Source organism: Methylosinus sp. is20ea, from assembly GCF_059718135.1.
In genome coordinates this window covers 2,603,164-2,626,630 of record NZ_AP046088.1, presented here as the reverse complement: position 1 = coordinate 2,626,630, position 23,467 = coordinate 2,603,164, and the positions used below count along the sequence as shown (strand labels likewise).

The 23,467-nt window shown below is 66.2% G+C and carries 20 protein-coding genes; 13 read left to right on the top strand and 7 right to left on the bottom strand.

The window, feature by feature from the left end; genetic code table 11:
- Positions 1 to 185: 185 nt before the first annotated feature.
- Both AC6IY7_RS12150 and AC6IY7_RS12145 read left to right on the top strand, forming a co-directional pair.
- Positions 186 to 1,655, top strand: coding sequence for a class I SAM-dependent methyltransferase (locus AC6IY7_RS12150; RefSeq protein WP_497779370.1), 1,470 nt, complete (start codon positions 186 to 188; stop codon positions 1,653 to 1,655).
- Between the two features lie 199 nt (positions 1,656 to 1,854).
- Positions 1,855 to 3,846: a methyl-accepting chemotaxis protein gene (locus AC6IY7_RS12145; protein ID WP_497779369.1), complete on the top strand. Its 1,992-nt coding sequence runs from the start codon at positions 1,855 to 1,857 to the stop codon at positions 3,844 to 3,846.
- Here the strand turns inward: AC6IY7_RS12145 and AC6IY7_RS12140 are convergent.
- Positions 3,822 to 4,412, bottom strand: a complete 591-nt coding sequence (locus AC6IY7_RS12140) for a TetR/AcrR family transcriptional regulator (RefSeq protein WP_497779368.1) — start codon at positions 4,410 to 4,412, stop codon at positions 3,822 to 3,824. The genes AC6IY7_RS12145 and AC6IY7_RS12140 overlap by 25 nt on opposite strands.
- A gap of 338 nt (positions 4,413 to 4,750) precedes the next feature.
- Here AC6IY7_RS12140 and AC6IY7_RS12135 point away from each other — a divergent pair, with 338 nt between their 5' ends.
- On the top strand, positions 4,751 to 5,365 hold the full coding sequence (locus AC6IY7_RS12135) for an outer membrane protein (protein ID WP_497779367.1): 615 nt from the start codon (positions 4,751 to 4,753) through the stop codon (positions 5,363 to 5,365).
- Between the two features lie 155 nt (positions 5,366 to 5,520).
- Here AC6IY7_RS12135 and tsf read toward each other — a convergent pair whose 3' ends face one another.
- On the bottom strand, positions 5,521 to 6,444 hold the full coding sequence (gene tsf / locus AC6IY7_RS12130; protein ID WP_497779366.1) for a translation elongation factor Ts: 924 nt from the start codon (positions 6,442 to 6,444) through the stop codon (positions 5,521 to 5,523).
- Positions 6,445 to 6,631: 187 nt separating this feature from the next.
- The gene (locus AC6IY7_RS12125; protein WP_497779365.1) at positions 6,632 to 7,687 is read right to left on the bottom strand and encodes a 30S ribosomal protein S2; all 1,056 of its coding nucleotides are present in this window, start codon (positions 7,685 to 7,687) and stop codon (positions 6,632 to 6,634) included.
- Positions 7,688 to 7,926: 239 nt separating this feature from the next.
- On the opposite strand from AC6IY7_RS12125, the gene AC6IY7_RS12120 reads away from it, so the two are divergent.
- The 5 genes from AC6IY7_RS12120 (at position 7,927) to AC6IY7_RS12100 (ending at position 13,026) form a co-directional block, all read left to right on the top strand.
- The gene (locus AC6IY7_RS12120; protein ID WP_497779363.1) at positions 7,927 to 8,214 is read left to right on the top strand and encodes a YciI family protein; all 288 of its coding nucleotides are present in this window, start codon (positions 7,927 to 7,929) and stop codon (positions 8,212 to 8,214) included.
- Entirely contained in the window at positions 8,214 to 8,636 is a 423-nt protein-coding gene (locus tag AC6IY7_RS12115) for an EVE domain-containing protein (RefSeq protein ID WP_497779360.1), read from the top strand. Before AC6IY7_RS12120 ends, AC6IY7_RS12115 begins: the two co-directional genes overlap by 1 nt.
- A 145-nt stretch (positions 8,637 to 8,781) precedes the next feature.
- The gene (gene mdh, locus AC6IY7_RS12110) at positions 8,782 to 9,744 is read left to right on the top strand and encodes a malate dehydrogenase (protein WP_497779359.1); all 963 of its coding nucleotides are present in this window, start codon (positions 8,782 to 8,784) and stop codon (positions 9,742 to 9,744) included.
- A 90-nt stretch (positions 9,745 to 9,834) separates the two neighbouring features.
- Complete coding sequence (sucC, locus tag AC6IY7_RS12105) at positions 9,835 to 11,034, top strand: ADP-forming succinate--CoA ligase subunit beta (RefSeq protein WP_497779357.1); 1,200 nt, start codon at positions 9,835 to 9,837, stop codon at positions 11,032 to 11,034.
- Positions 11,035 to 11,196: 162 nt separating this feature from the next.
- The gene (locus AC6IY7_RS12100) at positions 11,197 to 13,026 is read left to right on the top strand and encodes a tetratricopeptide repeat protein (protein ID WP_497779356.1); all 1,830 of its coding nucleotides are present in this window, start codon (positions 11,197 to 11,199) and stop codon (positions 13,024 to 13,026) included.
- A gap of 119 nt (positions 13,027 to 13,145) precedes the next feature.
- Here the strand turns inward: AC6IY7_RS12100 and AC6IY7_RS12095 are convergent, their stop codons facing one another.
- The 4 genes from AC6IY7_RS12095 to AC6IY7_RS12080 form a co-directional block, all read right to left on the bottom strand.
- Positions 13,146 to 13,754, bottom strand: coding sequence for a TetR/AcrR family transcriptional regulator (locus AC6IY7_RS12095; RefSeq protein WP_497779355.1), 609 nt, complete (start codon positions 13,752 to 13,754; stop codon positions 13,146 to 13,148).
- Positions 13,751 to 16,876, bottom strand: a complete 3,126-nt coding sequence (locus AC6IY7_RS12090; RefSeq protein WP_497779353.1) for an efflux RND transporter permease subunit — start codon at positions 16,874 to 16,876, stop codon at positions 13,751 to 13,753. The genes AC6IY7_RS12095 and AC6IY7_RS12090 overlap by 4 nt, the downstream gene beginning before the upstream one ends.
- Before the next feature lie 11 nt (positions 16,877 to 16,887).
- On the bottom strand, positions 16,888 to 17,979 hold the full coding sequence (locus AC6IY7_RS12085; protein ID WP_497779352.1) for an efflux RND transporter periplasmic adaptor subunit: 1,092 nt from the start codon (positions 17,977 to 17,979) through the stop codon (positions 16,888 to 16,890).
- A gap of 148 nt (positions 17,980 to 18,127) precedes the next feature.
- On the bottom strand, positions 18,128 to 18,718 hold the full coding sequence (locus AC6IY7_RS12080) for a phosphatase PAP2 family protein (RefSeq protein WP_497779351.1): 591 nt from the start codon (positions 18,716 to 18,718) through the stop codon (positions 18,128 to 18,130).
- A 367-nt stretch (positions 18,719 to 19,085) separates the two neighbouring features.
- Between AC6IY7_RS12080 and dnaK the strand changes: the two genes are divergently transcribed.
- The 5 genes from dnaK (at position 19,086) to dnaJ (ending at position 23,440) form a co-directional block, all read left to right on the top strand.
- A complete protein-coding gene (gene dnaK / locus AC6IY7_RS12075; protein WP_497779350.1) occupies positions 19,086 to 20,993 on the top strand; it encodes a molecular chaperone DnaK in 1,908 nt (635 codons plus the stop codon).
- A 65-nt stretch (positions 20,994 to 21,058) separates the two neighbouring features.
- On the top strand, positions 21,059 to 21,637 hold the full coding sequence (locus AC6IY7_RS12070; RefSeq protein WP_497779349.1) for a P-loop nucleotide/nucleoside kinase family protein: 579 nt from the start codon (positions 21,059 to 21,061) through the stop codon (positions 21,635 to 21,637).
- Between the two features lie 3 nt (positions 21,638 to 21,640).
- Entirely contained in the window at positions 21,641 to 21,931 is a 291-nt protein-coding gene (locus tag AC6IY7_RS12065) for a nucleotidyltransferase family protein (protein WP_497782834.1), read from the top strand.
- A gap of 74 nt (positions 21,932 to 22,005) precedes the next feature.
- Positions 22,006 to 22,317 carry a HepT-like ribonuclease domain-containing protein gene (locus tag AC6IY7_RS12060; RefSeq protein WP_497779347.1) on the top strand — a complete coding sequence of 104 codons (312 nt, stop codon included), beginning with the start codon at positions 22,006 to 22,008 and terminating at the stop codon, positions 22,315 to 22,317.
- Between the two features lies 1 nt (position 22,318).
- Positions 22,319 to 23,440 (top strand): molecular chaperone DnaJ, encoded by a 1,122-nt coding sequence (gene dnaJ / locus AC6IY7_RS12055; protein ID WP_497779345.1) that lies wholly within the window; start codon positions 22,319 to 22,321, stop codon positions 23,438 to 23,440.
- Positions 23,441 to 23,467: the final 27 nt, after the last annotated feature.

Here is a 23,467-nt window from a genome sequence, read left to right as displayed (position 1 = left end):
ACAAACCGCCGAAGCGGCGCCCAGCGGAGGTTCTCGATTCCTATGCGTCGAGCGTTCCGCGCCTGCAGACCGCCGTCGACGCCGGATCTTCAGACATTCGCGAAGCGGGGAACGGCCACTCCTCCGCGGTTTCGATTTTTGCGCGCAAGTGACGACACGCCGCGCGCGCTAATGGAGCACGGCCGATGTTCTTCACGCGCAAGTTCTTCGCGCGCAAGCGTCTAAGGGAATTCTCGGGCTATATCGACCGCGCGAGCGGCGGGCGGGTTTCCGGCTGGGTCTATGACCGCCTGCGGCCGCGCGATCGCTTCGATGTGGAGATCTGCTCCGCCGGCGCGGTCATCGGCGTCGCGCGCGCCGAGGCGCCGCGCGAGGATTTGGCGCGGGCCGGATTCGGCGATGGCCGCTATGGCTTTCATTTCGATCTGCCGGGCGGCGACTATCCGGATGAGACACTGGCCGCGCGCGTGCGCGGAGAGGAGTTCTGGCTGCTCGACAGCTCGGGACGGGGGAGCTTTTCGGACGAGCTGATCAACTCCACGCGACGCGGCCTGCCGCGGCTGGAGCCAACGCTGTCGCTTCGCGCGATCGACGCGCGCGACGTCGAGATCGCCGCCGAGCTGCAGAGCGCCTGGGCGCGCTGCGCCGGCGGGGCGAGCGGGCGGCAATTGGGCGGCGGCGGCGCCATGTGGACCGACATCGTCTCCAACCGCCATCGGCCGCTTCTCGACCTCCTCAACGGCGGCGATCCGCGCGCGCTCGCGCAATGTCTCGTCGACGTGCAGAAATCCTCGGCCGCCACCGGGCTCGAGCAGGGCGTGCGCGCCTATCAGGACTTTCTCGCCGCCTCGCCGCAGGGCCGCCGAGCCGCTGTGGCGCCATTCCACGACATGCTGGCCTCGCTCGCGCAATATATGGGCCTCGCGCGGGTCGAATGCGCCGAGCAGGATTATGTCGGCGAGACGCTCGTCGCCTCCTCGCCGCGGCTCGTCGCCGAGATCGAGGGCGCGCTCGGCTTTCCGATCACTCCGCCCGCAGTCTTCGACGGGCTCTATGGGCTCGCTATGGGCGAGAGCGTGCTGCACGGACGCGATATTCAGGCGCTCTATCTGGCCTTGCGCACGATCGAGGCGAGCGGCGTCGCACGGCCGAAGATTTGCGAGATCGGCGGCGGCTTCGGCAAAGCGGCGCGCTATGCGCTGCTCGCCGGCGCGCGCCATTACACGATCGTCGATCTGCCGACCGTCGCGGCCATGCAATTCTTTTCACTGCGCCGCGCCCTGCCGGAGGCGCCCGTGCAATTCCGCCACCCTCGCGAGCCGTCGCGCGGCGAGGGCGTCGACCTCGTCCTCGCGCCTCTGGTCGACGATTCGACCATCATCGACAGCGACATCATCGTCAATTGCGACTCCTTTCCCGAGATGGGCGACGCGGTATGCCGCGGCTATTTCGCGCGGATCGGCCGTTGGGCCCCGCTGCTGCTCAGCGTCAATCAGGAGGCCAATCGGGAGGTCGACGCGTCCGGCCGGCAGTCCGTGGTCGGCGCGCTGCTGCCGGATTACGGCTTTAGACGCCGCTACCGCTTCCGCAGCTGGATCAGGCGCGGCTACGCCGAGGAGCTGTGGAGCGCGCCGGAGCGTAGCGCGGACGCCTGACGGCGCCCGTCGGGTCCCCGCGTCCACTCGTCGCGGACGCGCCGAAAAGACGAAATTTAACCCGGTTTCTCAAAAACATAGATATTTCTGAAACTTTTTCGGGCCTAGCCTCGACTTAGGCTCCGTCGACCAAAGGCATGACGCCGCCGGAACTCTTCCGCGCGCGTCGGCGATCGCCCCCCTTTTCACCGCGGAGCGAATGCGCCTGCCGGATGGCGGCGCGCGTCCCGGCTCCGTCTCGAAGGACCCTTCCTCGATGCGCTTCGACGATCTCAAACTCACGACCAAGAGCCTCCTGCCGCTCGCCCTCACCTGTGTGCTGTTCCTCGGGGTGACCGCGCTCGGCGTCCATCGGATCGACGATCTCGGCCGCGGCTATCAATATCTGACCGAACATTCCGACGCCGCTCTGGTGAGGCTGCTGAGAATGAACCGCACCGCGGTCGAGGTGGGCTATGCGGTCCATTCGATGATCGCCTATGAATCCGACACGGAATTGTTCAAGATCGCCGAGACGAATTTCGAGAGCGCCCGCGACCGCATCGACGCGCTTCTGAACACGGCGGCGCAGCTGGATCCGCCCCGCGCTCCGGCGATCAAGGCCTTTCACGCGCGCATCGACAAGATCATCGAGGACGCCAAGCCGGCGATGCGCATCGCCAAGGACATACCCGGCGTCGAGGTCGGCTCGCGCCTGCAGCCGCACGAGCTCGACGCCCTCGCCAAATGCATGGCGATTTTGCGCGGCGTCGATATGCAGCTCGATAAGCTCACCGACGACGTGAAGAAATTCAACGAGACGGTGCTGAACGACAATCAGCATGTCGGCGACGAGCTGCGTCGGCAGACGGAACAGACGATCTGGACGATGCTCATTGTCGGCGCGCTGGCGCTGCTCGGCGGCGGCGCCTCCACGATCTTCGTGGCGAGCCGCAAGATCGGCGCGCCCATCGCGCGCCTCACAGGGCAGATGAGCGCCATCGCCGGAGGCGATCTGAGCGCGGCGGTGGATGGCGTCGGGCGCGGCGACGAGGTGGGGGCGATGGCGAAAGCCCTCGACACATTCAAGCGCAATGCGCAGGAGCTGCGGGCGGTCGAGGCCCGCGCCGTCGAGGCGAAGCGACGCGGCGACGAGGCCGAGGCGCAACGCAGAGCCGAGCAGGCGCTCGCCGAGAAAGAGCGCGAGGCGGCGCTGCGGGCGATCGGCAAGGGTCTCGAGAAGCTCGCCTCCAAAGATCTCGTCTATCGCCTCGCCGACGACATGCCCGACGCCTATCGCGGCCTGCAGAGCGATTTCAATGCGGCGATCGGCCAGCTCGAAGCGGCGCTCGCAATCGTCGCGGGCGGCGCGCACGCCATTGGCTCGGGCGTCGGCCAGATCGCCGTGGCCGCGGATGATCTCGCGCGCCGCACCGAGCAGCAGGCCGCCAGCCTCGAGGAGACCGCCGCCGCGCTCGAGGAGATCACCACCACGGTGAAGAAGAGCGCCGAGGGCGCGGTCCATGCGAGCGGCATCGTCGGCTCCACCAAGACCGAGGCCGAGAAGAGCGGCGAGATCGTCCGCCGGGCGGTGGACGCCATGGGCCGGATCGAGAAATCCTCCCAGCAAATCGGCCAGATCATCGGCGTCATCGACGAGATCGCCTTCCAGACCAATCTGCTGGCGCTCAACGCCGGCGTCGAGGCGGCGCGCGCCGGCGAGGCCGGCAAGGGCTTCGCCGTCGTCGCCTCGGAAGTGCGCGCGCTGGCGCAGCGCTCCGCCGAGGCCGCCAAGGAGATCAAGAGCCTCATCTCCACATCGACGATAGAGGTGGGACAGGGCGTCGATCTCGTCGGCGCGACCGGCAAGGCGCTGGAGACGATCGTCGCCCAGGTGGCCGAGATCGACAAGGTGGTCGCCGACATCGCCGCCGGCGCGCGCGAGCAGGCGACCGGCCTCGCCGAGATCAACACCGCCGTCAATCAGATGGATCAGAACACGCAGAAGAACGCCGCCATGGTCGAGGAGACCACCGCCGCCAGCCATGGCCTGCGCAAGGAGACAGAGGCGTTGACGCGCTCGGTGGCGAGCTTCCGCCTCGGCGACAAGCACGCCCATGCGCCGCGCGCCGCGCTGAAGACCGTGTCGGCCGGCCGCGGCGGCGCCGCGCGCAAGCCGCAGGCGGCTCAGGATGATTGGGAGGAGTTCTGATCGCCGGCCGCAAGCGGCGCGGCGTCGTCGAGACAGGCGGCGAGGAGACGCTCGATCAGCGGCCCGCTGTCCCGGTCGACGAGCAGCGGCTCGACCCGCAGCACCTCGCGCAAGATCGAGAAGCCGATGAGGCAGGAGACGAACAGCGCCGCGCGCTGCTGCGCGTCCGGCCCGTCGAGCTTGGCGGCGAGCGGCCCGATGAAATCCCGATCGCAGCAGGCGCGAATGAGATCGCGCGCCAGCGGGCTGGTCAGCGAGCGGACGAAAATATGCAGGCCGTCGTGCTGCTGCGATTCGAGCGCGAAGCTCGCGAACAAAGCGCTCAGCCGGCCGCGCTCCTGCGACAAGAGCGCCGAGGGACAGGCCTCGACGACCGCGGCGGCGAACAGCTGCTCCTTGGAGCCGAAGGATCGATGCACCAGCGCGACATCGACGCCCACATCCGCCGCAATGTCGCGCAGCTTCACCTCCTCATAGGAGGCGCGCGCAAAACGCGCGATCGCCGCGGCGAGGATGCGCCGCCGCGTCGCCTCCCCCGAGCGTTTCTCCGAATTTTCCGGCCGCATCGAGAATCCTTCTCCCGATATGTAATCACAATTGTTGGAGCGCGCGGCGCCGTCAATCGTCAATCACGCGGCCTGACGAAATAACGCCAAAATTGTGCGGGATTTTACCTATTAGGGAAATGTGAACCTTTCGCAGGCCAAGGTCACGCTCGTTATCCGCATGGTGAACCCACGCAGGGCTCGACAGGACGCCACGTCCGACGCGCTCGGGGCAGGCTCGCCGCGGATATCAACTGTGGTTGACAAATCGGGCCGATTCGATGCATTTCGGCCTCATAGCTTCGCTCAAGTCGAGGGCGGCGACTGAAGCGTTTCTTTCAACGCACCTCGGAGGTTTCATGCATATCAAGAACAGCCTTTCGGCTCTCGCGGTCGCCGCCGCGCTCTGCGCCGGCGCCGCTCACGCGGCGGATCTGCCCTATCGCAAGGACGCGCCGGCCTTCGCGCCGCCGCCGCCGGTCTTCTCCTGGACCGGAGCCTATGTCGGCCTCAATGTCGGCGGCGGCTTCAAGGCGGACAATCGCTTCGGCGGCGACGTCAGCGGCGTCGTGGGCGGCGGCCAGATCGGCTATAACTACCAGATCTCGCCGCTCTTCGTGGTCGGCATCGAGACCGACTTCCAGGGCACGAGCCTTCGCGCTGCGAATGTGAGCCTGCCCTGGTTCGGCACGGTCCGCGGCCGCGCCGGCTTCGCTCTGCTCGATTCGAAGCTCCTCGTCTATGGCACGGGCGGCTTCGCCTATGGCGAGCTGAACTCGCCCTTCGGCAGCGACGTGCACACCGGCTGGACCGCCGGCGGCGGCTTGGAATACGCCTTCCTGCCGAACTGGTCGGCCAAGGTCGAGTATCTCTACACCGACCTCGAGCGCAATGGCGGCTTCGCCATCGGCCCGCAGCGCGCCAAGTTCCACACGGTCCGCGCCGGCGTGAACTACCACTTCAACCTGTTCTAGCCTCGACGCCGCATGGCCCCTCCACGGGGCCGTGCGGACGCGGGACATCAGGCGTAAAAATCAAAAAAGGCGAAGCGACCCTCGGTCCGCTTCGCCTTTTTTGCGTGTCGATCGGCCCCCGGCCGCCGCGGCGGCCGGGGAATTCTCGAGAGCGATCAGCCCTTGGCCGCCGCCGCCACTTCCGCGGCGAAATCGCTGGTCTCTTTCTCGATCCCCTCGCCGAGCGCGTAGCGGACGAAGCCCTTGATGGCGATCGGCGCGCCGGCCTTGCCCTCGTGCTCCTTGAGCGTCTGGGTGATCGTCTTGCCGCCGTGATCGGGATGGTTGGAGATCTGATCGAGCAGCAGGACCTCTTTGTAATAGGTCTTGAGGCCCGAATCGATGATCTTCTCCAGCACATTGGCCGGCTTGCCGGCGTTCTTCTCGGCGAGCAGCGCCTTCTCGCGCTCCACCGTCGCCGGATCGAGGCCGGAGGCGTCGAGCGCCAGCGGATTGGCCGAGGCGACATGCATGGCGATCTGACGCGCGAGCGTCGACAGCATGTCCTTGTCGCCCTTCGACTCGAGCGCGACGATCACCGCGATCTTGCCGAGGCCGTCGGCGATCTGCGTGTGGACGTAGCGATTGACCGCGCCCTCGACCTTCAGCGGCGCGACGCGACGCAGCGTCAGATTCTCGCCAATGGTGGCGATGCCAGTGGTGATCGCCTCGGAAACGACGCCGCCGCCCGGATAGGCCTTGCCGGCGAGCTCCGCGGCGTCTGCGGCGCCGGTCTCCAGCGCGACTCGCGCGATATTATTGACGAGCTTCTGGAAGTCGTCGTTGCGGGCGACGAAGTCGGTCTCGGAATTCACCTCGACGACAACGCCGACGCCATCCTCGACGATCGCGGCGACGAGACCCTCGGCGGCCACGCGGCCGGACTTTTTAGCGGCCTTGGAGAGGCCCTTCTTGCGCAGCCAGTCGACGGCGGCCTCTATTTCGCCATTGGTCTCGTTGAGGGCGGCCTTGCAATCCATCATGCCGGCGCCCGTGCTCTCGCGCAGTTCCTTGACGAGAGCGGCGGTGATCTGGGCCATGGGGTTAGACACCTCTAGCTAGAGCTAACGCCGGCCCCTTGGGGAGCCGGCGCGATAATCTTTCGTGAATGTGACGCTAGAGCGTCATCCGGTCCACTCGGATCGGATGACGCCGCGATTCTCTATTTGGAAGCGAATGCTGATCGATCGAACGATTCCGTTCGATCGGAAACGCTCTGGCGCGAAATCAAGCCGAGGCCAGCGAGCGCGCCTGATCGACCCAGCCGTCGCGGGCGATGCGGCCGTTGAGCTTGAGGTCCTGATCGAGCTTCTCGACGTCGGCCGGCGCCATGGCCGCGATCTGCCAATAATGGAAGATGCCGCCGTCGTTGAGCTTCTTGACCAGCTGCGGGCCGACGCCATGCAGCTTGGCGAGGTCGTCCGGCGCGCCGCGCGGGGCGGAGAGCAGCTCGAAGGGCTCGAGCGCGACATCGACCTCGACGGCCGCCTCGGCGACGACCTCCTCGGGCGTGCGCAGATCGGCGTGGACGCGGCCGAGCGCCGGCTCCGCCGTCGGCGCCTCCATGGCGCCGATATCGACGCCGGAGAGGCCCTGGCTGCGCGAGATGCCGTCGATCGCCGCGCGGGCGATGAGATCGCAATAGAGCGCGATGGCGCGGCCGGCGTCGTCATTGCCGGGGATCGGGAAGGTGATGCCGTCCGGATCGCAATTGGTGTCGAGGATCGCCACCACCGGAATCTTCAGACGGTTCGCCTCCTTGATCGCCAACTGCTCCTTATTGGTGTCGATGACGAAGATGAGATCGGGCGTGCCGCCCATGTCCTTGATGCCGCCCAGCGCCTTCTCGAGCTTGTCGCGCTCGCGGGTGAGCAGCAGGCGCTCTTTCTTGGTGACGCCGGCGGCCCCGACGCCGAGCTGCTCGTCGAGCTTGCGCAGGCGCTGAATGGAGCCGGAGATCGTCTTCCAATTGGTGAGCGTGCCGCCCAGCCAACGGGAATTGATGAAATATTGCGCGCTGCGCCGAGCGGCGTCGGCGATCTGATCCTGCGCCTGGCGCTTGGTGCCGACGAACAGCACGCGGCCGCCGCGCGCGACAGTGTCGGAGACGACCTTCAGCGCCTGATGCAGCAGCGGCACCGTCTGGGCGAGGTCGATGATGTGGATATTGTTGCGGGCGCCGAAGATGAAGGGAGCCATTTTCGGGTTCCAGCGATGCGACTGGTGGCCGAAATGAGCGCCGGACTCAAGCAGGCCGCGCATGGTGAAATCAGGAATCGCCATTGTCTTTTCTCCGGTTCTAGCCTCGGCGAAAGCATGGAGAAGCCGGAGAACCGGCCACCGGAACGGCGCCTTGAAGCAGGAACCGTAAGACTTTCGCCTGTGGGATGGCGCGGCTTATAGGCGAGAACAGCGGTGGGGGCAAGAGTCGCCCAATTTTGTGTCGCCCAATTCTGTCGACCTCTCCAACGTGATCTGCTAATCACCGCCGCGCCGTCGCTTTCCCTTTTCACGAGGCCGCTTTGCCGCTCTTCGCCGCCATCTGCCTGGACAAGCCCAACCACGTCGAGCTCCGCCTCGCCACACGCGAGGCGCATCTTTCCTTCCTCGCGGCCCATGCCGCGCAGGTGAAGCTCGGTGGGCCCTTTCTCGACGCCGCCGAAAAGCCCGTCGGCTCGCTGCTGATCGTCGAGGCGGCGGATGAAGCGGCGGCGCAGGCGCTGCTCGCCGAGGACCCTTACGCCGAGGCCGGCCTCTTCTCGAGCGTCGAGCTCAAGCCGTGGAAACGCGTGGTGGGGGCCGAGCTCTGATGGGGCATTGGCTGTTCAAGAGCGAGCCCAAGACCTGGTCCTGGGACCAGCAGGTCGAAGCCGGCGCGAAGGGCACCTTCTGGAACGGCGTGCGCAATCACCTCGCCAAAAAACATCTGATGGCGATGCAGAAGGGCGAGCGCGGCTTCTTCTACCATTCCAACGAGGACAAGGCCGTCGTCGGAATCGTGGAAATCATCGAGACGTATTATCCCGACCATACCGACGAGAGCGGCAAATTCGGCATGGTCGACATAAAGGCGGTCGCGCCGTTCAAAAAGCCGGTGACGCTCGCGCAGATCAAAGCCGATCCGCGCCTCGCCGAAATGGTGCTCGTCAATAATTCTCGTCTCTCGGTGCAGCCGGTCGCCGAGGAGGAGTGGAAGCTCATCCTTTCGCTCGGCGGCGTGGACGCGCTCTAGGAAAGCCCAATTTCGCAGCCGAGGAACGTCCGCCCGTGTTCTTGCTCAATTTTCGTGCGAAGCTTCGTTAGAGGCGAATCGCGCCTTTTCAGACGCGGAAAAGCGCGCTAGCAGTTCATTTCCAGGCACGCCCATAGGAGAAACGATGGCGCGCAAGAAAATCGCCCTGATCGGCGCCGGCCATATCGGCGGCACGCTGGCTCATCTCATCGGCCTCAAGGAGCTCGGCGATGTCGTACTTTTCGATATCGCGAGCGGCGTCCCCGAGGGCAAGGCGCTCGACCTCTCCCAATCCTCGCCGATCGAGGGGTTCGACGCGCGCATCGCCGGCGCCACCGATTATGCGGCGATCGCCGGCGCCGACGTCGTCATCGTGACAGCCGGCGTGCCGCGCCAGCCGGGCATGAGCCGCGACGATCTGCTCACCATCAATCTCGGCGTCGTCTCCAAGGTCGGCGCCGGCATCAAGACCTATGCGCCGGACGCCTTCGTCATCTGCATCACCAATCCGCTCGACGTCATGGTCTGGGCGCTGCAGAAGGCGAGCGGGCTGCCGACGAACAAGGTCGTCGGCATGGCCGGCGTGCTCGATTCGGCCCGCTTCCGATTCTTTCTGGCGCAGGAGCTCGATGTCTCGGTCGAGGACGTCAGCGCCTTCGTGCTCGGCGGCCATGGCGACGACATGGTCCCTTCCGTGCGCTACTCGACCGTCGCCGGCGTTCCGCTGCCCGATCTCGTCGCCATGGGCTGGACGACGCAGGCCAGGATCGACGCGATCGTCGACCGTACGCGCAAAGGCGGCGGCGAGATCGTCGGCCTGCTCAAGACCGGCTCGGCCTATTACGCGCCCGCCTCCGCGGCCATCGCGATGGCGGAGAGCTATCTGAAGGACAAGCGCCGCGTGCTGCCCTGCGCCGCCTATCTCGACGGGCAATATGGCGTCAGCGGACTCTATGTCGGCGTGCCGGTGGTGATCGGCGCGAATGGCGTGGAGCGCGTCCTCGAGATTTCGCTCGATGCGGCGGAGCGGCAGATGTTCGACAAATCGGTGGCGTCGGTGCAAACGCTGATCGCCGCCAGCAAGGCGCTCGACCCGGCCTTCGCCTGACCCGGCCTTCGCGCAATCCATGCGAAGCCGCCGTTGTTCCGCCCCTTTCGGGGCGCGTTGTCGCGACGCAACTATCAGGATCGACGAAAGATGAACATCCACGAATATCAGGCCAAAGCCATCCTGCGTGAGTTCGGCGCTCCGGTCGCCGAGGGCGCCCCGGTGCTGGAGGCGGGCGCGGCGCGCCAGGCCGCGAGCGGCCTGCCCGGCCCTGTCTATGTGGTCAAGGCGCAGATCCACGCCGGCGGCCGCGGCAAGGGCAAGTTCAAGGAGGCCTCCGCCGGCGACAAGGGCGGCGTGCGCCTCGCCCGCTCGCTCGACGAGGTCGAGACCTACGCCAAGGAAATGCTGGGCGCGACTCTCGTCACCGCGCAGACGGGCGAGGCCGGCAAGCAGGTGAACCGTCTCTATATCGAGGACGGCGCCGATATCGACAAAGAATTCTATTTGTCCCTGCTCATCGACCGCGCCACCTCGCGCATCTCCTTCGTCGTCTCGACCGAAGGCGGCACGGACATCGAGGCCGTCGCCCATGCGACGCCCGAGAAGATCGTGACCTTCTCCGTCGATCCGGCGACCGGCGTTCTGCCGCATCACGGCCGCCGCGTCGCCGATGCGCTGGGCCTGTCCGGCGGCCTCGTCAAAGAGGCGGTCTCGCTCACCGAGCGGCTCTTTTCCGCCTTTGTCGCCAAGGATATGGAGCTGCTCGAGATCAATCCGCTGATCGTCACCAAGGATGGGCGCCTGCGCTGCCTCGACGCCAAGGTCTCCTTCGACGACAACGCTCTCTACCGCCACCCGGACGTCGTCGCGCTGCGCGACAAGACCGAGGAGGACGAGAAGGAGATCGAGGCGTCGAAATATGAGCTCGCCTATATCGCGCTCGACGGCACCATCGGCTGCATGGTGAACGGCGCCGGCCTCGCCATGGCGACGATGGACATCATCAAGCTCTATGGCGAGAATCCCGCCAACTTCCTCGATGTCGGCGGCGGCGCGACCAAGGAAAAGGTCACCGCGGCCTTCAAGATCATCACCGCCGACCCCAAGGTGAAGGGCATTCTCGTCAACATCTTCGGCGGCATCATGCGCTGCGATGTGATCGCCGAGGGCGTCATCGCCGCGGTCAAGGAAGTGGGGCTCGCCGTTCCTCTCGTGGTGCGGCTCGAGGGCACCAATGTCGAGCTCGGCAAGGAGATCATCACGAGCTCGGGCCTCGACGTGATTTCCGCCGACGACCTCGACGACGCCGCGCAGAAAATCGTGGCCGCGGTGCGCGGACGAAGCTGACGCGACGCTTTCGAGTGATGCGACGGGCCACCCCTGCTGGGATAATTCACACTTGCGGGGGCGGCCCAAAACAGCCATCTTCCCGCATGATGGTGGCGCTCGGCGGCTTCTTTCGAGGCGAGCCGGCGCCGCGCCGCTGCGGCCGATTGCGGGAAACAGCACGTGAACAGAATTTTCTCGTCCGATGCGCCGAAACGGCGCCGCGTTCGCTCTTTCTCGACCCGCGCGGCCTGCGTCGCCGCGGCTTTTTGCGCTTTGTCGCTCGGGGCCGATGATTTCGTCGGCCAGAGCTCGTTCCTAGGCAAGGGCTCGGCCCACGCCCGCGAGACCAGCCTCTCCATCGCCACGCCCTTCGAGGTCGGCGAGAGCGCATCCGGCAATTATCTCGCCGCCATCGTCGCCGGGGCCGAGCGCGACACGCTCGCCGCCTCCACATTTTTCCGCGAGGCGCTGCGCAACGATCCGCGCAATCGCGAGCTGACCGAGCGCGCCTTCGTCGCCGCTCTCGCCAATGGCAATATGCAGGAGGCCTTCACTCTCGCCGCCCGCGTCGCCGCCTTCGACCGCACCAACGGCCTCGCCAATCTGACGCTGGGCGTCGAGGCGATAAAGGCCAGGAAATTCGCCCGCGCCCGCACGGTTCTCGCCAAGGGCGGGCTCGACCGCAAGCACGACGTCACCTCCACGCTGCTCACCGCCTGGGCCTACGCCGGCGCCGGCGAGACCAAGCAGGCGCTGGCCACGGCGGACAAGTTGAAGGAAGACGCCTTCTCCGTCTTCCGCGACTATCATGCGGCGCTGATCGCCGACGCCGCCAAGAACGGCGACAAGGCCGAGGCGACCAAGCGCTTCAAGGCCGCCTATGGCTCCGAGCGCAACACACTGCGGCTCGTCGACGCCTATGCGCGTTTCCTCGTCGCGCACGGCAGCCGCGAGGAGGCGCGCCGCGTCTATCGCGCCTTCGACGATCTCGCTCCGCGCCATCCGATCGTCACCGCGGCGATCGCCGACATAGACACGGGCAAGCCGCTCACGCCCTTCGTTCGCGACGCCGACGCCGGCGCGGCCGAGGTGCTCTATGGTCTCGGCGCGATCGGCGGACGGCAGGGCGACGAGCTCGCCTCGCTCATCTATCTGCGTCTCTCCCTCTTCCTCGCGCCCGACAATGCGCTGGCGACGATCACCCTCGCCGACATCTATGAGCGCATGAAGCAGGAGGAGATCGCCATCGATCTCTATGACAGCGTGCCGAAGGACAATCCGCTGCGCGTCAATGCGGATGTGCAGGCGGCGCTGCTGCTGGAGACGCTCGGCAAGACCAAAGAGGCGACCGACCATCTTCAGGTGGTCATCGCCGACCATCCCAAGGATCAGGAGGCGCTGACCGCGCTGGGCAATATCCAGCGCTCGCGCAAGCTCTTCGCCGATTCGGTCACGACATACAGCAAAGTGCTCGAGCTCCAGCCGCAGGCCGACAAGAGCCAGTGGCTGCTCTATTATTACCGCGGCATCGCCAATGAGCGCCGCAAGAACTGGCCGACCGCAGAGGCCGATCTCAAAAAGGCGCTGGAGCTCTATCCGGACCAGCCGCTGGTGCTGAATTATCTCGGCTATTCCTGGGTGGATCAGGGCGTCAATCTCGACGAGGCGTTCAAAATGCTGCGCCGCGCCGTCGATCTGCGCGCCCGCGACGGCTATGTCGTCGACAGTCTCGGCTGGGCCTATTACCGCCTCGGCCGCTATGAGGAGGCGGTGCGCGAGCTCGAGAAGGCCGTCGATCTCAAGCCCTCCGACCCGGTCATCAACGACCATCTCGGCGACGCCTATTGGCGCGTCAATCGCAAGCTCGAGGCGCGCTTCCAGTGGAACCATGCGCGCGACATGAATCCCGATCCCGACGATCTGCCGAAGATTCTCGAGAAGATCGACAAAGGGCTGAACGACGCCTCGCCCATCGCCAGCGATCAGACCAAGAAGAAGAACGGCGGCTGAGCTTTTTGGCTCGGTCGGGTCTCGTGACGCGAGCCTGAAGGCTCGCGGTCCCGGGCGCGATTTGGACCGCGAGCCTTCAGGCTCGCTCTTATTTCGAGCTATGAACGAAAAGCCCCGCTTCACCGCCCGGCGCGCAGCGCTATCAGGCAGAACTCCACCATTTGCGCGGCGCTCGGCGCGCCGGGGTCGGCGCATTCCACCTGCATGCGCGGGTGGCAATAGCGGATGCAGGCCGAATGGACGAGGCGCGCTGCGAGATGCGCGTCGCCGCGACGAAATTCGCCAGTCTCCATGCCCGCGGCGATGACCCGTTCGATCGCCGCGTCGACATGGGCGATGTGCTCGCCGATGATCGGCCAATGCTCGGTCATCGCCGCCTCGACGATGTCGTGCAGCTTGCGATCGTCGACATAGCGCTCGCGATTCATCGCCTCATTGGTCTCGACCAGCCACAGCAGCCGCTCGGCGGCCGCGCCCGGCCCATCGGCGATAGCGTCGATGACCGCCTCCACCTCTCCCGTCAGCAGGCGCGCGACGGCGGCGTTGATCTCCGATTTGGCGCTGAAGAAGCGATAGACATTGGCCGGCGACATGCCGAGTTCTCGCGCTATGTCGGCGACCGTCGTCTTCTGAAAGCCCATCAGTCGGAACAGGCGTTCGGCCGTCGCGACGATGCGGGCGCGCTGCTCTGCGCTGCGCGCAGCGGCCGGCGCAGCGCTCTCGCTCATTCCGCCGCTCTCTCCGCGAGACGGCCGTAGCCGAATTCCGCGGGGGCGGGCGGCGGCGTCTCGACCAGCACATCGGCGAGCTTGCGGCGGAACCACAGCGCATAGAGCGCCGGCAGAAACAGCACGGTCAAAAAGGTCGCCACGAACAGCCCGCCCATTATGGTGAGCGCCATCGGCCCCCAGAACAGCGAATGCGTCAACGGGATCATGCCGAGAATGGCGGCGAGCGCGGTCAGCGCCACCGGCCGCGAACGGCGCACAGTGGCGCCGATGATGGCCTCGCGATAATTGGCGCCCTTGTCGAGGTCCTGGCGCACCTGATCGACCAATATGATCGAGTTGCGCATGTCCATGCCGGAGAGCGCGATGAGGCCGAGCAGAGCGACGAAGCCGAATGGCGCGCCCGCCAGATTGAGCGCGAGCGAGGCGCCGATGAGCCCGAGCGGCGCGCTCATCATCACCAGGCCGAGCCGGGTGAAGTTCTGCAGCTGGAACATGACGATGACCAGCATGACGAGAATCATCACCGGAGCCACCGCGGCGATGGAGGAATTGGCCTTGGCCGATTCCTCGATCGCGCCGCCGATCTCGATCCGATAGCCGGGCGGCAGATGCTCGCGCAGCTCGGCGAGGCGCGGCCAGATGCGATTGGTGACATCGGGCGCCTGGACGCCGTCCTTCACATCGGCGCGCACGGTGACGAGCATGTTGCGATTGCGCCGCCAGATGATCGGCTCCTCATGCTCATAGACGATCTTGGCGATCTGCGAGACCGGCACCGGCGCGCCGGCGCGCGTCAAGATCACCATATCCTCGAGCCGCCCCAAATCGCCGCGCTCGCCGGGCACGGCGCGCGCGACGACGTCGACGCGATCGATGCCGTCGCGCAGGCTGGTGATCGTCACGCCCGAGACCATCATCTGCAAGCGGCCCGCGACCTCCTGCGGCGTCAGGCCCATGGTCCGCGCGCGGTCCTGATCGATGACGAGCCGGACGGCGGGCGTCTGCTCGTTCCATTGCAGATGCGGCTCGACGACGGCCTTGTCGTCGCGCATCAGATCGCGCACGCGATAGGCGATGGCGCGCACCTCCGCCGGATCGCGGCCGATGACGCGAAACTGCACCGGAAAGCCGACCGGCGGGCCGAAGTTGAAGCGATCGACGCGGGCGCGGGCTTGCGAGACGGCGCCATCCTCCAGCGCCTTCGACAGGCGGGCCTTCAGCCGCTCGCGCGCCTCGAGATCCTTGGCGACGATGACGATCTCCGCATAGGCCTCGTTCGGCAGAGCGGGACTGAGGCCGAGCCAGAAACGCGGCGGGCCGCGGCCGATATAGCTCGTGTAATGGGCGGCGTCCTCGTCGCCCTTCAGCAGCTTCTCGGCCTCCTCCACCGCCGCGGCCGTCGCGAATATGGACGAGCCCTCCGGCATGCGCAGCTGGAAGAACAGCTCCGGCCGCTCGGAAATCGGGAAGAACTGCTTCTGCACATGGCCGAAGCCGACGATCGCCGCGACGAAAATCCCGCCTGTGGCGCCGACGACGAGCAGGCGATTGTCGACAGCCCAGGTCACGAGCCGGCGCAGGCCGCGATAGAAAGGCGTCGAATAGATCGCCTCGGGATCGTGATGCGCATGGCTCGAGAAATCCGGCAGCAGCTTCACGCCGAGATAGGGCGTGAACAGCACCGCCACGAACCAGGAGGCGATGAGCGCCACGGCCAGCACGAAGAACAGCGAGCCCGTATATTCGCCGGTCGAGGAGGCGGCGAAGCCGACCGGCATGAAGCCCGCGACCGTCACCAGAGTGCCTGTGAGCATGGGAAAGGCCGTCGAGCTCCAGGCGAAGGTCGCCGCGCTGATGCGATCGGCGCCCTGCTCCATCTTCACCGTCATCATCTCGACGGCGATGATGGCGTCGTCGACCAGCAGGCCGAGCGCGATGATCAGCGCGCCGAGTGAGATGCGCTGCAGATCGACCCCGAAGGCGTTCATGAACACGAAGACGACGGCGAGCACGAGAGGCGCCGACAGAGCGACGATGATCCCGGTGCGAAAGCCGAGCGAGACGAAGCTCACGAAAAGGACGATGACCAGCGCCTCGACGAAGGAGCGCGTGAACTCGCCGACCGCATGGGAGACGACTTTCGGCTGATCGGCGATCTGCGTGATCTCTATGCCCACCGGCGTCTCGGCGCGGACCTCGGCCATTGTGGCCTCGAGAGTCTTGCCGAGCGTGAGGACATTGCCGCCCCTCGCCATCACCGCGCCGACGACGATCGTCGGCTCGCCCTTGTAGCGGGCGAGGAAATTCGGCGGGTCCTCATAGCCGGGCGCGACATCGGCGACGTCGCCCAAGCGAAACACATGGCCATTGGCCTCGACCGGCGTCGCGGCGATGGCCTCGGCGCCCTTCAGCGCGCCGGTGACGCGCAAGGGCACGCGATTGGCTGGCGTCTCGAAGACGCCGGAGGCGTTCACCGCATTCTGCTTGGCGAGCGATTCGAACAGCGCCTGCGGCGTGACGCCGAGATTGGCGAGCTTGGCCTGGCTGAACTCGACGAAGATCTTGCGGTCTTGCACGCCATAGACATTGACCTTCACAATGTCCGGCGTCTCCAAGAGACGCTGGCGGAACATCTCCACCACGCGGTCGAGTTGGTGATAATCCGCCCCCTCGCCATGGACGGCATAGAGGACCGCGTCGACGTCGCCGAACTCGTCATTGACGTCCGGGCCGATGACTCCCTGCGGCAACTCCGGCTGAATATCATGGAGCTTCTTGCGCAATTGATAGAAGAGGCTCGGCACTTGCGCGGGCGGCGTCGTGTCCTTGAAGGTCACCTGCATGGCGAGGAAGCTGGGCTTCACATAGGTCTCGATCTTCTCGAGATAGGGAAGCTCCTGCAGCTTCTTCTCCAAGCGGTCGGCGACCTGGTCGCGCATCTCGAGCGCGGTGACGCCCGGCCAGATCGCCGTGAGATTGGCGACCTTGATGGTGAAGGACGGGTCCTCGGCGCGGCCGAGGTGGAAATAGGAATAGACCCCGGCGACAGCGATGGCCAGGATCAGCGCCAGGGTGAGAGTCTGACGTTTGACGGCCCAGAGCGAGAGGTTGAAGCTCATCTCCTCGCGCCTCACAGCGTTTCGGCGTCGACCGGACGCACGAGCTGGCCGGGGTCGAGCTTATGGGCGCCGAGCACGACCACGCGATCCCCCTCCGCGACGCCGGCGGAGATCAGCGCCGTCTTGGCCTCGTAGCGCAGCACGGAGACGGGCGCGAGCGTGAGCTTGCCGCCGTCCTCCACCTTCCAGACGCTGGGGCCGGAGCCCTGGTCGAAGAGCGCGGCCAGCGGCAGAGCGGCGGCGGCGCCCTGCTCCTTGCTCGCCAGCGTCAAGGTCGCGCTCATGCCGATCCCGACCTTCTCATCCGCTCCGACGATCGAATAGCGCGCCGAGAAGGTGCGGGTGGCGGCGTCGGCGGAGGCGCCGAGCTCGCGCAGGCTCGCCCGATAGAGCCTGGCGGGATCGGACCAGAGAAAGAGGCTCGCCTCCCCCGCCCCGGCGAGCGCGGCGAAAGCCTCGGGAAGCGAAACCACGGCCTCGAGCGCGCCGGCGCGGGCGACCCGCACAACCGCCTGCCCGGCGCCGACCACCTGCCCGGGCTCGACGAAGGTCGCGGTCACGACGCCGTCCGAATCGGCGCGCAGCGAGGCGTAGTCCAGCGCATTCTTGGCGAGCTCGACGGCCCGCAGCGCTCGCTGCTGGCGTCCGCGCGCCTCCTCGGCGGCGGCTTTCTGCCGATCGAGCGCCGCCTGCGCGGTCCAGCCGTCCTTGCGCAGCGTCTGCGCCCGGCGCTCTTCGGCGGCGGCCTGCTCCAGCCCCATTCGCGCGGCCGAGAGCTCCGCCTCGGCCTGCTCCTTCTGCAGGCGCAGATCCGCCTCGTCCAGCAGGGCGAGCAGATCGCCGGCCTTGACGGCCTGCCCATTCTCGACGAGCCGGCGCACGACCTTGCCGGCGACGCGGAAGGATTGGTCGGTCTCGACGCGCGGGCGGATGGCGGCGACGAATTGGCGCGTCGGCGCGCGCGGAGCGTAATGGACGGGCGCGACGAGCACGACGCGCGCCGGGCGCTCGTCCTTGCGCCCGCCGGAATTGTCACAGGCGGAGAGAGTGAGGAGAACGCATAAGGCCGACGCGGACCGCAACAACGATCGACTCTTCTGCATTGCGGCGATTCTCCGCCAAAGGCGCCCGTCTCTATGGCTAAGTCGAATCGCATGCTTCGTGACGAAAATCAAATATCGTCAGCCGTCATTCTCGCGCGGCGCGGCGGCTCTTTCGAAAGCCCAGGGGAAACAGACAGGAGAGATGGAGCTAGAGCGACAACATTTGCGCGAGCCGTGTCGCTATGCGCTCGAGCGGCCCCTCCACCTCGATGCTGAGGCCCGTATAGGCTTGGAGCGCGACCGCGGCCGCAAAGAGAATGACGAGGGCCGGAGCGCTGATCGAAAGCCGCGCGGGCGCGCCGCAGAGGAACACGCCGAACGCCGCCAAGCCTATGAAAAACCCAGCGAAAGCCTCCGCCTCCGTATGCGCGCCCTGCGCCACGCGGCCGATGGCGACGAGCACGGCTGCGGCCGCGCAGAGCGCCGCGGCGAGAATTCCGATCCGCTTCTCGCGAACGCGCATGAAAATTGCGGAGAGCGGCAGGAAGAAGGCCGCCGCCAGCGCGGCATGGCCGCTGGGACTGTGCAGCGGCGGAGGGCCGAAGGCCATGGAGAAAATCTTGGCGAGCGTCGCCGCCACGCCGCAGACTGCTATGCCGGCCAAAAAAGCGACCGCTGCGCGGCGGTCGCCGGCCGCCCACAGCGCCACGGCGAGCCCCCCGCTCGCGGGCAAGACGAAGCCGGCGTCGCCAAAGACGACGACCGTGCGGAAGATTGGTTCGATCGACTGCAGCAGCACGCGTCGGCCTGTTCGGGGCGAGAGTTCGCAAGGGGACCCGGGCGAGACGGCGTCGGCGGCCGCCGACCATCGCTTCGCGAATCGCTCGCGGGAGAATAAGCGAAAGCGGACCCCAAACGATAAAACTGCGGCGCGACGGCGGAAAATCCCGGCCGCGACGGAGCTTGCCGCCGCCGGAAGCTTCATTCTATATGCCCCGCGCACTCTCTGCGCCCCACGCACTTGCGCCGATGCAAGCCGATTACAATCTGAAGGGACGGTGAACAGCCGATGCGCGGCGGGCTGAAAATGCGAGCCGCCGAAGGATCGGCGACATACGGGCCGCTTCGGGACCCGGCGATTTCGAATAAACGAAAGGAACGGCGATATGGCTAAAATCATCGGCATCGACCTCGGCACGACCAATTCCTGCGTGGCCGTCATGGAAGGGTCGAGCCCCAAGGTCATCGAGAACGCGGAAGGCGCGCGCACGACGCCGTCCATCGTCGCTTTCACCGAGGACGGAGAGCGTCTCGTCGGCCAGCCCGCCAAGCGTCAGGCGGTGACCAATCCGGAGCGCACATTCTTCGCGATCAAGCGACTCATCGGCCGCTCCTTCGACGATCCGATGACCAAGAAGGACATGGGCCTCGTCCCCTATAAGATCGTCAAGGCCCCCAATGGCGACGCCTGGGTGCAGTCGGACGGCAAGCAATTTTCGCCCTCGCAGATCTCCGCCTTCATTCTGCAGAAGATGAAGGAGACGGCCGAGGCCTATCTCGGCCAGACCGTGACGCAGGCGGTCATCACCGTTCCCGCCTACTTCAACGACGCCCAGCGTCAGGCCACCAAGGACGCCGGCAAGATCGCCGGCCTCGAGGTGCTGCGCATCATCAACGAGCCGACGGCGGCCGCGCTCGCCTATGGCCTCGACAAGAAGGGCTCCGGCACGATCGCGGTCTATGACCTCGGCGGCGGCACCTTCGACGTGTCGATCCTCGAGATCGGCGACGGCGTGTTCGAGGTGAAGTCGACCAATGGCGACACATTCCTGGGCGGCGAGGATTTCGACAGCCGTCTCGTCGAATATCTCGCCGGCGAGTTCAAGAAGGAGCAGGGCATCGATCTGACGAAGGACAAGCTCGCTCTGCAGCGCCTCAAGGAAGCGTCCGAGAAGGCGAAGATCGAGCTCTCCTCCGCCACGCAGACCGAGATCAACCTGCCCTACATCACCGCCGACTCCTCGGGTCCGAAGCATCTGACCCTGAAGCTGACGCGCGCGAAATTCGAGGCGCTGGTCGACGATCTCATCCAGCGCACCATCGAGCCCTGCCGCAAGGCGCTGAAGGACGCCGGCCTCTCGGCGGCCGAGATCGGCGAAGTGGTGCTCGTCGGCGGCATGACCCGCATGCCGAAGGTGCAGGAGGTGGTGAAGCAGTTCTTCGGCAAGGAGCCGCATAAGGGCGTCAATCCGGACGAGGTCGTCGCCATTGGCGCGGCGGTGCAGGCCGGCGTTCTGCAGGGCGATGTGAAGGACGTTCTGCTGCTCGACGTGACGCCTCTGTCGCTCGGCATCGAGACGCTCGGCGGCGTGTTCACGCGCCTCATCGACCGCAACACGACCATCCCGACCAAGAAGAGCCAGGTGTTCTCCACGGCCGAGGACAATCAGACCGCCGTCACCATCCGCGTCTTCCAGGGCGAGCGCGAGATGGCGGCGGACAATAAGCTGCTCGGCCAGTTCGACCTCGTCGGCATTCCGCCGGCGCCGCGCGGCCTGCCGCAGGTCGAGGTGACCTTCGACATCGACGCCAATGGCATCGTCAATGTGACGGCGAAGGACAAGGCCACCAATAAGGAGCAGCAGATCCGCATCCAGGCCTCGGGCGGCCTGTCGGACGCCGACATCGACAAAATGGTGAAGGACGCCGAGGCCCACGCCGCCGAGGACAAGACCCGCCGCGAGCTCGTCGATGTGAAGAACCATGGCGAGGCGGCCGTGCATTCGGCCGAGAAGTCGCTCGCCGAATTCGGCGACAAGGTGTCCGCGGCCGACAAGAGCGCGATCGAGACGGCCATCGCCGCCTTGAAGACTGCTCTCGATGGCGAGGATGTGGAGACCATCAAGGCCAAGAGCAATGAGCTGATGCAGGCCTCGATGAAGCTCGGCGAGGCCATGTACAAAACTCAGCAGGCCGAAGGCGCCGCGCCCGGCGCCGGCGGCGAGACGCACGCCAAGGACGATGTCATCGATGCGGACTTCAAGGAAGTCGGCGGCGACGATAAAAAGAAGTAAGCTCGTCGGACCCTCCCTTCTCCCGCTGTGCGGGAGAAGGTGGCCCTCGCGTCAGCGAGGGACGGATGAGGGCTTTCGCGCCGGCTGTCGAGGACGCGCGCGGTAAGAGTCGGGCGATCGATTTTCCGGGTCGGCATCTCATGCTCGTCGTTTTCAGCGGCCTTCCCGGATCGGGCAAGACCACCCTTTCCCGCTTGCTCGCCCAGCGCCTCGAGGCGGTCTATCTTCGCATCGACACGATGGAGCCGCCGATCCAGGCCGCCTATGGCCACGACATCGGAGATGTGAGCTATCGCGTGGCCTATGGCGTCGCCGCCGACAATCTGGCGCTCGGACGAAAGGTCATCGCCGACTGCGTCAATGATGTGAACATCGCGCGGGACGCGTGGCGCGCGGTGGCGCTGCGGGCGAATGTCGCCGCAGCCGAAATCGAGGTCCGGTGCTCCGACGCGCAGGAGCATCGCCGGCGCGTCGAGACGCGGATCGCCGACGTCCCCGGCCTGATCCTGCCGAGCTGGGAGGAGATCGTCACGCGGCGGGTAGACCCTTGGTTGCGCAACCATTTCGTCATCGACACGGCTGGCCGCAGCCCGGAAGATTGCCTCGTGGAATTGATGCCGCATCTGTCCTGCGGTAATGGTTGAATGATGAGACCGTCCGTCGCGCTCGACACCCATCGCGAAGCGGTCCGCGCCGCGGTCCTCCGCTGCCGGGCCGCCAATCCGCGCGTGTTCGGCTCGGTTCTGCACGGCGACGACGAGGAAGGAAGCGACATCGACATTTTGGTGGACGCGCTTCCGGGAGCGACGCTTTTCGATCTCGGGCGGCTGCAAGTCGAGCTCGAAGAAATATTGGGCGTTCGCGTCGATCTGCTCACCCCGGGGGACATTTCACGTTATTTTCGGGACGGCGTCCTGGCCGAAGCGCGGCCGATATGACGCGCAAATCACCGCTCGCCCCGGTCGGCCATATGCTGGATTGCGCGAGATGGGCGACTTCCTACATCGAAGGAATGGAGAAGGGAGCCTTTCTGAGCGACCGGCGCACGCAGCAGGCCGTCATCATGAACCTGCTCATCATCGGGGAAATGGCGTCTCGGCTCGCTCGTGAGCACCCCGAATTCTGGGAAAAATATCCGCAGGCGCCCTGGCGAGACATGACGTCCATGCGCAACCGGATCGCTCACGGCTATTTCGACCTGAACTTGGACACGATCTGGGACACGGTGCTGACATCGCTTCCCGAACTGATATACAGCCTGAAGCCGATCTTCGACGAGCTCGCCCTGCGCGGCGGCGCTTCGGACGAACCAACCCAAGACTGACATGTCCAAACGCGACTTCTACGAAACTCTCGGCGTTGCCAAGACCTCGACCGACGTCGAGCTGAAGATCGCCTTTCGCAAGGCCGCGATGCAATATCATCCGGACCGCAATCCCGGCGATGCGGAGGCCGAGGCGCGCTTCAAGGAGGTCAACGAGGCCTATCAATGCCTCTCCGACACGCAGAAGCGCGCCGCCTATGACCGTTTCGGCCATGCCGCCTTCGAGCAGGGCGGCGGCGGCTTCGGCGCGGGCGACGGCTTCGCCGCCTCCATGGCCGATATTTTCGACGATCTCTTCGGCGAGGTGATGGGCCGGCGCGGCGGCGGCCGCGGCAGCGCCCGCGAGCGCGGCTCGGACCTGCGCTACAATATGGAAATCACGCTGGAGGAGGCCTTCCACGGCAAGGCGGCGACGCTGAAGCTGCCGACCACCATCTCCTGCGAGGCCTGCGGCGGCACGGGGGCCAAGAAGGGCTCCAAGCCCAAGACCTGCCCGACCTGCGCCGGCCATGGCCGCGTGCGCGCCCAGCAGGGCTTTTTCGCCATTGAGCGCACCTGCCCCACCTGCCAGGGCCGCGGCGAGGTCATCGACAATCCCTGCTCCGTCTGCGCGGGAACCGGCCGCGCGACGATCGAGCGCACGCTCTCCGTCAATGTGCCGCCCGGCGTCGAGGACGGCACGCGAATCCGTCTCTCCGGCGAGGGCGAGGCGGGGCTGCGCGGCGGACCGGCCGGCGATCTCTATATTTTCCTGTCGGTGAAGCCGCACACATTCTTCCAGCGCGACGGCGCCGATCTCTATTGCCGCGTGCCGATCTCCATGGTGCGCGCCGCGCTCGGCGGCAAGATCACCGTGCATACGATCGACGGCGGCGAGACCGAGATCAAAATTCCCGAGGGCGCGCAAACCGGCAAGCAGATCAAGGTGAAAGCCAAGGGGATGCCGTTGCTGCGCGGGCGCGAATCGGGCGATCTCTATGTGCAGATCAGCGTCGAGACGCCGCAAAGCCTCACCAAGCGCCAACGCGAGCTGCTCAATGAGTTCGAGGAGGAGTCTTCCCATCAGACTCATCCAGAAGCGACTGGCTTCTTCGCGAAGATGAAGGAGCTGTTCGGGAAATGAGCGACGCTCGCCATTGACCGATCGGCC

Coding starts and splice junctions, on each gene's coding strand:
- dnaK (WP_497779350.1), top strand. CDS start 19,086: ATGGCTAAAATCATCGGCATCGACCTCGGCACGACCAATTCCTGCGTG.
- AC6IY7_RS12125 (WP_497779365.1), bottom strand. CDS start 7,687: ATGGCGATTCCTGATTTCACCATGCGCGGCCTGCTTGAGTCCGGCGCT.
- AC6IY7_RS12150 (WP_497779370.1), top strand. CDS start 186: ATGTTCTTCACGCGCAAGTTCTTCGCGCGCAAGCGTCTAAGGGAATTC.
- mdh (WP_497779359.1), top strand. CDS start 8,782: ATGGCGCGCAAGAAAATCGCCCTGATCGGCGCCGGCCATATCGGCGGC.
- AC6IY7_RS12095 (WP_497779355.1), bottom strand. CDS start 13,754: ATGAGCGAGAGCGCTGCGCCGGCCGCTGCGCGCAGCGCAGAGCAGCGC.
- AC6IY7_RS12140 (WP_497779368.1), bottom strand. CDS start 4,412: ATGCGGCCGGAAAATTCGGAGAAACGCTCGGGGGAGGCGACGCGGCGG.
- tsf (WP_497779366.1), bottom strand. CDS start 6,444: ATGGCCCAGATCACCGCCGCTCTCGTCAAGGAACTGCGCGAGAGCACG.
- AC6IY7_RS12060 (WP_497779347.1), top strand. CDS start 22,006: ATGGAGAAGGGAGCCTTTCTGAGCGACCGGCGCACGCAGCAGGCCGTC.
- AC6IY7_RS12085 (WP_497779352.1), bottom strand. CDS start 17,979: ATGCAGAAGAGTCGATCGTTGTTGCGGTCCGCGTCGGCCTTATGCGTT.
- AC6IY7_RS12065 (WP_497782834.1), top strand. CDS start 21,641: ATGAGACCGTCCGTCGCGCTCGACACCCATCGCGAAGCGGTCCGCGCC.
- AC6IY7_RS12070 (WP_497779349.1), top strand. CDS start 21,059: ATGAGGGCTTTCGCGCCGGCTGTCGAGGACGCGCGCGGTAAGAGTCGG.
- AC6IY7_RS12090 (WP_497779353.1), bottom strand. CDS start 16,876: ATGAGCTTCAACCTCTCGCTCTGGGCCGTCAAACGTCAGACTCTCACC.
- AC6IY7_RS12145 (WP_497779369.1), top strand. CDS start 1,855: ATGCGCCTGCCGGATGGCGGCGCGCGTCCCGGCTCCGTCTCGAAGGAC.
- AC6IY7_RS12115 (WP_497779360.1), top strand. CDS start 8,214: ATGGGGCATTGGCTGTTCAAGAGCGAGCCCAAGACCTGGTCCTGGGAC.
- sucC (WP_497779357.1), top strand. CDS start 9,835: ATGAACATCCACGAATATCAGGCCAAAGCCATCCTGCGTGAGTTCGGC.
- AC6IY7_RS12135 (WP_497779367.1), top strand. CDS start 4,751: ATGCATATCAAGAACAGCCTTTCGGCTCTCGCGGTCGCCGCCGCGCTC.
- dnaJ (WP_497779345.1), top strand. CDS start 22,319: ATGTCCAAACGCGACTTCTACGAAACTCTCGGCGTTGCCAAGACCTCG.